This is a genomic window from Halorhabdus sp. SVX81, from assembly GCF_029207715.1.
GTDB lineage: Archaea > Halobacteriota > Halobacteria > Halobacteriales > Haloarculaceae > Halorhabdus.
Map to the genome: position 1 here is coordinate 2,702,845 of NZ_CP104322.1, position 11,644 is coordinate 2,714,488.

General features: G+C 62.5%; 11 protein-coding genes, 1 tRNA gene and 1 pseudogene. 12 read left to right on the plus strand and 1 reads right to left on the minus strand.

The features are described from left to right. Window positions 1-374 precede the first annotated feature (374 nt). The 6 genes and pseudogenes from SVXhr_RS13605 (at window position 375) to SVXhr_RS13630 (ending at window position 5,387) form a co-directional block, all read left to right on the plus strand. Window positions 375-719: a carboxymuconolactone decarboxylase family protein gene (locus SVXhr_RS13605; RefSeq protein WP_275737938.1), complete on the plus strand. Its 345-nt coding sequence runs from the start codon at window positions 375-377 to the stop codon at window positions 717-719. A gap of 22 nt (window positions 720-741) precedes the next feature. Next, window positions 742-954, plus strand: a pseudogene (locus SVXhr_RS13610) (biotin/lipoyl-containing protein); the annotation flags it as partial. Between the two features lie 264 nt (window positions 955-1,218). Beyond that, the gene (gene lpdA / locus SVXhr_RS13615; protein ID WP_275740956.1) at window positions 1,219-2,592 is read left to right on the plus strand and encodes a dihydrolipoyl dehydrogenase; all 1,374 of its coding nucleotides are present in this window, start codon (window positions 1,219-1,221) and stop codon (window positions 2,590-2,592) included. A gap of 25 nt (window positions 2,593-2,617) precedes the next feature. Then, window positions 2,618-2,890, plus strand: a complete 273-nt coding sequence (locus SVXhr_RS13620; protein WP_275737940.1) for a hypothetical protein — start codon at window positions 2,618-2,620, stop codon at window positions 2,888-2,890. Further along, the gene (locus SVXhr_RS13625; RefSeq protein ID WP_275737942.1) at window positions 2,883-3,668 is read left to right on the plus strand and encodes a biotin/lipoate A/B protein ligase family protein; all 786 of its coding nucleotides are present in this window, start codon (window positions 2,883-2,885) and stop codon (window positions 3,666-3,668) included. Before SVXhr_RS13620 ends, SVXhr_RS13625 begins: the two co-directional genes overlap by 8 nt. 468 nt (window positions 3,669-4,136) lie before the next feature. Beyond that, a complete protein-coding gene (locus SVXhr_RS13630; protein WP_275737944.1) occupies window positions 4,137-5,387 on the plus strand; it encodes an MFS transporter in 1,251 nt (416 codons plus the stop codon). A gap of 218 nt (window positions 5,388-5,605) precedes the next feature. Here SVXhr_RS13630 and SVXhr_RS13635 read toward each other — a convergent pair whose 3' ends face one another. Beyond that, window positions 5,606-7,579, minus strand: a complete 1,974-nt coding sequence (locus SVXhr_RS13635) for an aconitate hydratase (RefSeq protein WP_275737945.1) — start codon at window positions 7,577-7,579, stop codon at window positions 5,606-5,608. 223 nt (window positions 7,580-7,802) lie between these two features. Here SVXhr_RS13635 and SVXhr_RS13640 point away from each other — a divergent pair, with 223 nt between their 5' ends. The 6 genes from SVXhr_RS13640 to SVXhr_RS13665 all read left to right on the plus strand — a co-directional run bounded on the left by SVXhr_RS13640 (window position 7,803) and on the right by SVXhr_RS13665 (window position 11,593). Then, window positions 7,803-8,267: a deoxyuridine 5'-triphosphate nucleotidohydrolase gene (locus SVXhr_RS13640; protein WP_275737947.1), complete on the plus strand. Its 465-nt coding sequence runs from the start codon at window positions 7,803-7,805 to the stop codon at window positions 8,265-8,267. Window positions 8,268-8,652: 385 nt separating this feature from the next. Beyond that, a complete protein-coding gene (locus tag SVXhr_RS13645; RefSeq protein WP_275737949.1) occupies window positions 8,653-9,321 on the plus strand; it encodes a helix-turn-helix domain-containing protein in 669 nt (222 codons plus the stop codon). Between the two features lie 185 nt (window positions 9,322-9,506). Then, on the plus strand, window positions 9,507-9,782 hold the full coding sequence (locus SVXhr_RS13650) for a HalOD1 output domain-containing protein (RefSeq protein WP_275737951.1): 276 nt from the start codon (window positions 9,507-9,509) through the stop codon (window positions 9,780-9,782). A 62-nt stretch (window positions 9,783-9,844) separates the two neighbouring features. Beyond that, the gene (locus tag SVXhr_RS13655; RefSeq protein ID WP_275737953.1) at window positions 9,845-10,216 is read left to right on the plus strand and encodes a methylglyoxal synthase; all 372 of its coding nucleotides are present in this window, start codon (window positions 9,845-9,847) and stop codon (window positions 10,214-10,216) included. Between the two features lie 57 nt (window positions 10,217-10,273). After that, window positions 10,274-10,347: transfer RNA gene (locus SVXhr_RS13660), tRNA-Phe, on the plus strand. Between the two features lie 367 nt (window positions 10,348-10,714). Beyond that, window positions 10,715-11,593 (plus strand): hypothetical protein, encoded by an 879-nt coding sequence (locus SVXhr_RS13665; protein ID WP_275737955.1) that lies wholly within the window; start codon window positions 10,715-10,717, stop codon window positions 11,591-11,593. Window positions 11,594-11,644: the final 51 nt, after the last annotated feature.

The following is an 11,644-nucleotide window of genomic DNA, read 5'->3' on the forward strand; positions in this document are numbered from 1 at the left end:
TTATACGTATCCAACCCATAGTAATGGTCGAATAAGACAAGACCGGCGAAGGCAACCCTACCGGCATGCGCCGTCGCGTCCACGACTGAGACGTGGGATAGCAAGCGCGACCTCTCCCACCAGAGAAGAGAGCGGGCAATCGATACCGCGGCCAATGTGATCGTCACGCCGGACGACGGGTCCAAGTCCGACGGCGAATTGCTGGTCGCGACCAGTGGGATGGCGTCGGCGTGGGAGTGCCCCCGCGGATCGAACGCGATATCGTCGATCGGGACGGGGCCAACAGTCACCAGTATGTGCCGATTTCATGCGTTTTAGGCGCTCTAACGCCATATTTCGAGTAATTTATGCCGCTACAGTCGAATATATATGTGATGTCGAAATCCGACGAACTCGCCGAGATGAAGCAAAGTCTCCACCAACTCGTTGGCGAAGCCGAGAACCTCGAAGGGTTCGCCGGCTACGTCGAAGCCACAGAGAGCCCGGGGGCGCTCGATACGAAGACCAAGGAACTCATGTCCCTGGCTGTCGGGTGCGTGGCGCGGTGTGAACACTGTGTCCTCTGGCACATGGACGGCGCACTCGAGGCCGGTGCGACCCGCGAGGAGGTCATCGAGACGCTCGAAGTCGCCGTCCTGATGGGCGGCGGTCCGGCGATGACCTACGCGATCGAGGCCTACGAGATCCTCGAGGAACTAGAAGCCGAAAAGGACGCCTGAGGACTCCCCTCCATTATTTCAGATGTCAACAGCCTTTGCAGTCCCTGATCTCGGTGACGGGGCCACGGAGGGCCGACTCGTCGCCCTCGAGGTCGCGGCCGGCGAGACGGTCGCCGAGGGCACGCTTCTCGCCGAGGTCGAGACCGACAAGTCGATCGTCGAGGTGACCGCCCCTGAGACGATGGCGATCGAAGCGTGCGCCGCCGCGGAGGGCGAGGACGTCGAAGTCGGCGAGACGCTGTTCACCTACGAGGCCGCCGATCCCGACGACGTCCCCGAGAGTGGAGACGCCGAGGGTGGCGAACCCACCGAACCGCCGGAACCCACCGAGGACAGACCGTCGGAACCCGACGACGACTCCGCCGACGCTGTCGGTGGGGCCACCCAGCCGACAGGCGGGGCGTCCGAACGGACGGTCCGACCCGTCGGCGAGGGCACCCCGGCGGACGTCCCGAGTCCGGGCAGCGTCGAGGGCGTCCCCGAACAGACCGACGTCCTCATCATCGGGGCCGGTCCCGGCGGCTACGTCGCGGCAATTCGGGCCGGCCAGCTCGGCCTGGACGTGACGCTGGTCGAAGACGACGCCGTCGGCGGGACCTGCCTCAACTACGGATGTATCCCGTCGAAGGCGCTCATCCACGGTGCAGACATCGCCTACGAGGCCGCAAACGCCGAACACCTCGGGGTCAGCGCCGACCCGACCGTGGACGTCGAGCAGCTGACGGGCTGGAAGGACGACGTCGTCGACCAGCTCACCGGTGGCGTCGAGCAACTCTGTCACGCACAGGGCGTTACCGTCGTCGATGGCGTCGCCGAGTTCGTCAACAACCGGCGGGCGAAGATCACGACCGACGACGGCGAGACGGCCATCGACTTCGGGAACGCGATCGTCGCGACGGGGAGCCGCCCGATCGAGATCCCCGACTTCCCCTTCGACAGCGAGTACGTCCTCAATTCGCGTGACGCCCTCGCCCTGGACGAGCGGCCCGATTCGCTGGTCGTGATCGGCGCTGGCTACATCGGGATGGAACTCTCGACGGTCTTCGAAAAACTCGGGACCGACGTCACGGTCGTCGAGATGTTCGACGACGTGCTCAGCGGCTACGACGACGACATCTCCCGGCTCGTCCGGGAGCGCGCCGTCGAGTTCGGCATCGACTTCCGGTTCGGCGAGATGGCCGAGTCCTGGGACGAAGCCGACGACGGTATCGTCGTCCATACGGAGGACGAGGACGGCACCCGCAACGCGCTCGAAGCCGAGAAGGTCTTCGTCGTCGGCGGTCGCGAACCCGTTACCGACACCGCGAACCTCCAAGCGGCCGGGATCGAACTCGACGACGACGGCTTCGTCAAGACCGACGCCCAGGGCCGGACGACCTGCGAGCGCATCTTCGCGATCGGCGACGTCGTCGGCGAGCCCATGTTGGCCCACAAAGCCAGCCGGGAGGGCGAAGTCGCCGCCGAGGCCATCGCCGGTGAGCCGTCCGTCCTGGACTACCAGGCGATGCCCGCGGTCGTCTTCACCGACCCCGAGGTCGCGACCGTCGGGATGACCGAGGCCCAGGCCCGCGACGACGGGTACTACCCGGTCGTCGGCCGGATGCCCCTCGCGAGCAACGGCCGGGCGCTGACGCTTGGCGACACCGAAGGCTTCGTCCGCATCGTCGCCGACCGACGCACGGAATTGATCCTGGGCGCACAGATCGTCGGCCCGAACGCCTCCGAGTTGATCGCCGAGGTCTCCCTCGCCATCGAGATGGACGCCCGCCTGTCCGACATCGCCGAGACCGTCCACACTCACCCGACGCTCTCGGAGGCCGTCATGGAGGCCGCCGCGAACGCCCGTGGCGAGGCGATCCACACCGCGAACTGACTCTGCCCACGTCACTCTCCCCACTATGCCACCACGAGCTTCGAAGAAAGTACCCGACGGCAAACTCGTCCGCGTCGACGTCGCGGCCGAGAACCGGATCGACGACGTCCGACTCACCGGCGACTTCTTCGTCGAACCGGCCGCGGCGCGCGCCGACATCGAAACCGCGATCGAGGGACATGCCGTCGACGTCGACCGCGAGACGATCCTGGCGGCCGTCGAGGACATCGACGCGACGCTGATCGGCTTCTCGGCCGCTGACGTCGCCGACCTGACGATGGAGGCTCTCGATGACTGAGGAATCTACGGCTGGGGCACGCCAGACCGACGAGCCCTGGACGATTATCGACTCGGGGACCTACAGCGAGGCCACCCAGCAGGCGCTCGAACGCGTCCTGCTCGACCGCGTCGCGAACGGCGAGATCGGGCCGACGCTGCGGATCTGGTACCGCGAATCGTCGGCGGTCGCGCTGGGTCGCTTCCAGGCCTACGCCGACGAGGTCGCCCCCACGTACGTCGAACGCGAGGGAATCGACGTCGTCCGGCGGATCACTGGCGGCGGCGCGATGTTCGTCCAGCCGGGGGCGGTCGTCACCTTCTCGCTGTACCTGCCTGCCGGGATGGTGAGCGACGACATCCGCCAGAGCTACGCCGACCTCGATCAGTGGGCCATCGAGGCGCTTCGGGATCTGGGCGTCGATGTCGCCCACGAGCCACTGAACGACATCGCTCACGCCGAGGGCAAGATCGGTGGGTCAGCACAGCGTCGCACCGATGGCGCGGTCCTCCATCACACGACGATGAGTTACGACCTGGACATCGCGGAGATGTTGCGGGTTCTGCGCGTCGGCGAGGAGAAAGTCTCGGACAAGGCGATCGCGTCCGCCGAAAAGCGAGTCGCCCGGATCGCCGATCACGTCGAAGCCTCCCGATCAGCCGTCATCGATGCGCTGAAACGCGGGGTTCGCGAGCGGGCGGGCGCGACCGAGCGCTCGCTCACTGACGACGAACGTGCGAGCGCTCAGGTACTCGTGAAGGATCGATTCGGGACCGCAGCGTGGAACCGACAGCTCTGAGACCATGTTCTATCCGCGGTAACCGGAGGGTCGAAAGCCCCTCGGACGACCAGGCAAGGACGGCAGAACCAGTCCAATCAATACGGCAACACGGCCGCGAAAATGGTCGCATCCACGGGACCATTCTGACCGCCGACGCTACGGGTTCGTGTCCGAACGTGTCGTATCACCAGTTCGATAGATAGAGGCGCTTGGCTGTTCGACCCGGGGTACCACCGTTTTGGCGATAAACAATCGTGGACATTGCGGCAATCGTTGCCGTTTTCCGGGCCCAGCGACGACTCAGCAGTAATGACCGCCCACAGCGAGTGTCGACCGACGACAAGCCCCCGAGAGGGGGGCCACCGGCCGTGCGGACACCCCATTTTGAGTCGACCCGAGCGAATGTGGGACGCGGTCGATCGAACAGGAGTGTGACCGGGACATGAAAGCGACTCGGCCCGTCGAATCCGTCGGAAGTGAACGGCAATGACCGAGCGCGGTGGATCGGGCCGTGGGCTGATTCTCCTGAGCGTCGCCGCTGGGTGGCTGTTCGCCCAGGGGTTGCGCTTTGTCCTACCGGGGATTCTGCCGACGATCACGGCGTCGTTCCCGTCCACGAGTGATACCCAGGCCGGGATCGCCATCACGGTGCTGTGGGCGACGTACGGCATCATGCAGTTTCCCGCCGGCATCGCGGCCGACCGGCTCGGCGAGGCGCGGGTGCTGACGGCGAGTTTGCTCCTGGGAGCGGCCAGTCTGATCGCGTTCACGTTCACCCCAGTGTTCGGGCTGTTCGTGGTCGCGACCGGGCTCTTCGGGGGGGCGACCGGACTCTACGGCCCGCCACGGGGAACCTTGCTCGCCCGCGTCTTCGCCGATCGAGCCGACCGGGCGATCGGGCTGACGCTCGCGGCCGGCAGCCTGGGGGCGGCCGTCCTGCCTGCACTCGCCTCGCTCGTGGTCGACGGATTCGGCTGGCGGGCGACGCTCGGCCTCGCGGCCCCCGGTTTCGCTCTGGCTGGCATCGCGGTCCATCTCACGGCCGGGCGTGCCGAGAGCGAACGCGAAAGTGAGACGGAAGATGTCGACGACACCAGTGACACTACCGACGATTCGGCTGCCACACAGTCGATCGGAGCGTCGCTGTCGGTCGCCGCGAAATCGATCTGGAATCGCCAGGCGGGGCTGGCGACGCTCGCGGCGATCGTGATGTACTTCGGGTATCAGGGGATCACCGCCCTCGTCACCACGTATCTCGTCGATCACAAGGGCTTCGTCCAGTCCGAGGCCGGCGTGCTGTTCGGTGGCCTGTTTCTCGTGGGCGCACTCTCCCAGTGGCTGGCCGGCCGGATCGCCACGAACCGCCGGTCCGCGCGGGTGTTGGCCGGGATCGCCGCCGTCAGCGTCCTGCCGCTGGTCGGACTCGTGGTCTTCGATCACCGCCTGCTCGTCGCGGGGAGTGTGCTCCTGATCGGCGTTCGGATGGGCTTTGCACCCGTCTCGAACGCGTTCATCATCCGGTGTCTCCCGCCCGACGTCGAGGGGACCGCCTGGGGCGTCGTCCGAACGGCGCTGTTCGTCGTGAGTTCGCTCGCCTCGACCATGGTAGGCGTGTTCGCCGACGCCGGCCAGTTCGACGGCGCGATCCTGGGGCTCGCGGGACTCACCGGCGTGGCCGCGATGCTCTATCTCGGGTTGCCGTCGTGTCAGGCTCGCCGCCTGCTCGATCGCGTCTAGTGGAACGCCACCGCGACGCTCATGTGGTAGCAACCGACGGACGAATCACCGGTGGGTGACTGACTTGGGTCCACCCTATCGAGGGCGACGATCGACTCGCCGTCTTCGAAGACGGCGAGCCCCGAAAAGCGACTTGGCGTCGGCTGTGTCACCGGAGTGATGAATCGAGGCGGCCGAGCGGTGAATCGAGCCGGGCGAAAAACAGGGCAGCGACGCGTTCAGTCGTCGGCCGGCGTCGCGTCGCTCGCGTCGTCGGCGTACTTCATTTTCGTGTGTGGCAGCTTGCCACCGTCGGCCAGAATCTCACGTTCGCGGTCGGAGGCGTCGAGCGTCGCCGTGGCCTCCCACTCGTCGTTGACGCGAACCGTGAACTCCTCGGCACCCGACCGGACGGCAGCGGCGACGTCCTCGACGATCTCGATGTCGTCGCCCTGATCGATTTTCTCGTAAGTTTCCTCGTCGATCTCTAAGGGCAGGAGCCCGAAGTTGAACAGGTTCGCCTTGTGGATTCGCGCGAAGCTCTGGGCGAGGACGCCCTCGACGCCGAGATACATCGGGCAGAGAGCGGCGTGCTCACGTGAGGAGCCCTGTCCGTAGTTCTCGCCGGCGACGAGGAAGCCGCCGTCGGCTTCCAGGGCGCGGTCGGCGAAGGTCTCGTCGACCCGCGAGAGGGTGAACTCCGAGAGCTTCGGGACGTTCGACCGGTACATCAGGATGTCCTGGGTCGCCGGGATGATGTGGTCGGTCGTGATGTTGTCGTCCATCTTGAGCAGCGCCGACCCTTCGAGCCGTTCGTCCATCGGATCCTTCAGCGGCACCTCGCCGATGTTCGGCCCCTTGATGAGTTCGTCGTCGACCGCGTTCTCGGGCTCGATGATGTCCGTGTCCGCACCGTAGTACTCATCGGGGAGTTCGAAGCCGGGGTAGTCCATGTCGAGTTCGTCAGCCAGGTCGCGCGGATCGATGATCTCGCCGGCGATGGCCGCCGCGGTGGCGACCTCGGGCGAACAGAGGTAGACCTTGTCGTCCTCTAAGCCCGACCGTCCCTCGAAGTTGCGGTTGAACGTCCGCAGGCTGACCGAATCGCTCGCGGGGACGTGGCCGATCCCGATACAGGCCCCGCAGGTCGATTCGGAGAAGTTGACCCCGGCGGCCATCATCTCGGAGGCCCAGCCCTCGCGGGCAAGCATCTCGGAAGCCTGTTTGGAGCCGGGTGCGACGATCATCTCCGTGGTCGGGTCGATCTCGCGACCCTCCAGCATCTTCGCCGACGGAAGGATGTCCTCGTAGGCCCCGTTAGTACACGACCCGATGATGACCTGCTCGACGTCCTCGCCCGCGACCTCACGCACCGGGACGATGTTGTCGGGCATCGACGGCGTCGCGATCAGCGGTTCGAGTTCGGAAAGGTCGACGACGATCTGGTCCGCGTATTCGGCGTCCTCGTCCGGGCCGATCTCGACGTAGTCCTCGCCGCGACCGAGGCGTTCGAGGTAATCCTTGGTCTCCTCGTCGGTCGGGAAAATCGATGTCGTCGCGCCGAGTTCCGTCCCCATGTTGGTGATCGTCGTCCGCTCGGGCACCGTCAGCGACTCGACGCCCGGCCCGGAGAACTCCAGGACCTTGCCGACGCCGCCCTTGACCGTCAGTCGGCGAAGGAGTTCGAGGATGACGTCCTTGGCGGTCGCCCACGCGGGCAACTCGCCCTCCAGGCGGACGTTGACGATTTCGGGCATCTCGATGTAATAGGCCCCGCCTCCCATCGCGACCGCCAGATCGAGCCCGCCGGCACCGATCGCCAGTTCGCCCAGCCCGCCGGGCGTCGGCGTGTGGCTGTCCGAGCCCAGCATCGTCTTGCCGGGCTTGGCGAAGTGTTCCTTGTGAACCTGGTGGCAGATGCCGTTACCCGGCCGCGAGAAGTACGCGCCGTACTTGCCGGCCGCAGACCGCAGGAATCGGTGGTCGTCGGTGTTCTTAAAGTCGAACTGATAGGTCTGGTGATCACAGTATTGGGCGGCAAGCTCGGTCTGGGCCTCCTCTAGATCCAACGCCTCGAACTGCAGCCAGACGAGCGTCCCCGTCGTGTCCTGTGTGAGTGCCTGATCGATCTCGATCCCGATCTCCTCGCCGGGGGTGAGGTCCCCGTCGACGAGGTGATCGTCGAGAATCTTCTCTGTGAGCGTCTGTCCCATATCGTCCGGAGACAGGCCACGCATGGACATAAATCCCCGGTGTTGGCGCGAATGCTGCGGGTTCGCCGTCCGGCGGTTTTCCGAACCCCGGTGATCGACCGTGAAAATCGAGTGCGGGCGCACGATCACGGGACTGGAACCGCCGCGGCATGGTAGCACAGGGGTCGTCGTTGTGTCCGTGGGCCCGGAACGTTCTTTGTCGTCGTCCCCGATTCCGAAGACGATGTTCAAGAGCGGCCACTTCGTCGCTGCACAGCTCGGCGAGCTCCGGGACGACCAGTGCCAGCCCAACGGCGTCGACCTCACCCTGGACGCCGTCTTCGAGCAAACATCGCCGGGTCGGATCGGCCGGGACGGCAAGTCGATCGGCGAACGCGAGCCGGTCGAATCCGCGGACGGCTGGTATCACCTCCCGCCGGGTGGGTACGTGGTCCGGTACGCCGAGACCGTCCGGATCCCCGAGAACCACGTCGGCTTTTTGCTCCCCCGCTCGTCGCTGCTGCGCAATTCCTGCATGCTCGACACCGCCGTCTGGGACGCCGGCTACGAGGGCCGTGGCGAGGGACTGCTCGAAGTCCACCACGAGATCGAGCTGGAAGAAGGCGCTCGCATCGCCCAGCTCGTCCTCGCCGACGCTGCCCACTCAGGCACCTACGAGGGCGACTATCAGGGCGAACACCTCTCGTGAACGACCGCTGGCGTACCCCAGGAACGCTCTTCGGGGCGAATCGGCGCCACCGCCGTCAGTCCTGATCGTGACAGGCGGCTGTGAGCCCACCACCACCTTATATAGTGCATGAATACACAAGTATCATCATTATATTCCAGGGCGCTGGAGTAAGCGTACGGTGTCGGCACAGTTCGGGACCGACCGGAGCTCGTGCCTCTGACATATTCACCTGCTCCGGCAGTCGACACCGTTTGGGAAAGGGGGGAACCCTGAACGCGGTCCTACCCTTCAGGGATGACAACTGGCCAGCGATGCGGTCGTCCGCCGGACGTATGTTCGTTCGAACCGCGCGTTTTATGCCTCATCGATACGACCAGCCGACACGAATGAGGGCCCACCTCGAATGATCGCGTGTTGTACGTTCGACGCTGAGTTGCTGGGGCCGACGTTCGAACAGCATCCGGAGCTCTCGGTAGATGTCGAAGGGATCGACGCGGGTCTGTCGGTCCCCCTGCGGCTCTTCTTCTGGGCCCGTGGCGTCGCCGGGGACGAACTCCGGGCGGCGCTCCGATCGGACCGGACTGTCTCGGCAGTAGAACAGCTGTCATCGACACCGTCCGGGACGCTGTACCGATCGATCCACGACGCGAGCCTGCCGACAGTCGCGGTATACAATGCCGCGATCGAACACGACGCCCTCTTGCTCGCCGCCACGAGCGAGGGTGACGGCTGGAACGTCCGGTTTCGGATCCCCGATCGGAACAAGCTGTCGGCGTTCTGTTCGCACTGTGAGCAGATCGGCGTCGACGTCACTGTCGCCTCGATCCGTGACCACGACGCGGCCGCACTCGATGACGAGTTCGGATTGACGCCATCACAACGGGAACTCCTCATGCTCGCCTGGGACCGTGGCTACTTTTCGATCCCGCGGGACACGTCGCTGTCCGAACTCGCTGCCGAGTTCGACATCTCACAGCAAGCCGCGTCCGAACGACTCCGTCGTGGCCTCTGGACGCTCGTCTCGAAAACAGTCTGTGAGGACAATGCGATCGCGGACTGTGAGTCCTGCTGAAACGACACGAGACCGGAGAACAGTGGATGGGAAGAGAAGTCACGGAGAGCAAGCCCACAAGCCAAACGAAGTGAATTCACGGTCCCGGGCCCGCCACGATCCCACGGCCGTGGTACGGGGACGTTCTTTCAGGGCGCGAAACTGGTGGGTGTTCCTTTATACGCGAGGCCCATCCGGACCAATATATGAGTATGGGAGACCGCTATATCATTCCCGAAAGTGCGGGCGACGAATGGGTGCGCCCACAGCCCGTCGACGAACTCGTCGTCGACGCCGTCCTCGAAAACACTGACTACGACGAAGACGACCTGGACTCGCTCTCGTCGTACGTCGACATCGAAGCGCTAGTCGAGCTGTTCGACGACGACGACACCGACGCGACTGACCTCTCCTTTAGCGTCGAGGACCACGAAGTGACTGTCCATCACACCGGCGACGTCGACGTCCACGCCCAATCCTGAATCGGTGCCCGCGCGCCGTCGATTTCCTCAACGTCTTTACCCCAGGACATCGAGGATAGGGTATGACCCGAATCGCACTCATCGCCCACGACGACGAAAAGCCCGAGATGATCGACTTCGTTCAAGAGCACGAACCTCAACTCTCGGAATACGAACTCGTCTGTACGGGGACGACCGGCAAGCGAATCATGGAAGAGACCGATCTCTCCGTCGAACGCAAACAATCCGGTCCACTCGGCGGCGACACCCAGATCGGTGCCGAGGTCGCCGCTGACCGACTCGACGGCATTATCTTCCTTCGTGACCCGCTGACCGCCCAACCCCACGAACCCGACATTACGGCACTGCTACGTATCTGTGACGTCCACGACACGCCCATGGCCACGACGCGAACCTCCGCCGAGTTCCTGGTTGAAGGGCTGGCGAGCGCGTAACGGACCGCCGCCGGCTTTCGAAATCCTTTTTTCGCCCCTCGTCGTCTCTGGATATGCGCCGCCTTAGCTCAGACTGGGAGAGCACTCGACTGAAGATCGAGCTGTCCCCGGTTCAAATCCGGGAGGCGGCATGTTACTAATATTACACATTCCCACTTGAAAAGGGTGGGGTGTGCCTTAAAATCGACACCCGTGAGCGGGAGGTGTCAGGTGTGACGGCCCACTGTCCCCCGTGAGGAGTCTTGGAGGTTTGTACCAATCATGACGCTCGTCGCATACAGGCACGTTAGTCATGGTTGAGGAGTAGATACCAACCTCATTAATTCAAACGACAAATACCCTGAGCAGATTCAAATGCAGTCTGGGGATTTGACTTGGAGAGGAACCATTCGCTGAGCGTCTGGCCGTCCTTTCGGATCAGTCATGGTATGATTTGGCAAGGTCGAATTAATTGGCTGAGTACAGTTTAAGTAGGGCGAGACGGATTTAAAAACCAGTATGGTTGAAGCCGAGGGTGTCAGAGAGTTTTCGGACAACAAGTTACTCCGGAAGATAACTCTGTATCTTGTTATTATATCGATCATTGTAGGTGTTGCCTGGGCAATCACCGGGCATTACTTTGAACCCACACTCCAATTTGAGGTCCTTGGGATAGTCACAAACCTCCTTCTCACAGTCGCTTTAATTTCTATATACGCGATAATTGCAGATAATGAATCGGTCCAATCAATAGAGGCGCAAAAGCAAACGGATTTCCAAGAGAAGCAAACCACACTTAACGAAAAAGTCGCAACTATTCAAGAGCGACAGAATGAATTGATCGAAGCAAATCACATGCCCGAGCTCACGCCGCTTGAATTATATGCTAAAGAGACGACAAACGGGGACGACGTGCTAGTTGTGGTTTTAAAAAATGAAGGTAATGGATTGGCAAAGAAATTAGCTTTATCAACAAAATTATGCGTACGTCAGAAGTACCAAGATATAGAACTGAGTCTCCCCATTAATCAATATCTGAAAAAGTCATTTAGACAGGTACCAGAGGGTATAAACCCAAAATGGACGGCATTGGTTAGCCATACAACTATAGACACAGGGAAAGGCTCCGAACCGCTCCAAGCTGGCGAACAAAAAGAGTACGAAGCAAAAGCTGAATTTAATGAAGACGCTATTGATATGGGCCAGGGTTTAGTTACAGTTGACACTCATGCCTTTAGTGACGTGCTTTCACGAGTAGAATCCGGTAACACGTTAGAACTAACCCTAACAATATATTATGAAGATATTCTCGGAGAAGACTATAATGTAAAAATATATGAAGGAGAATTTGAAGCTGAAAAGAGAATGAGCTTGAAAGAAGCTTTGGATGTGCCATAAACTCTGCTTACTATCGTGTCTGGACCAATTGAACCCAACTGAATAGTAACT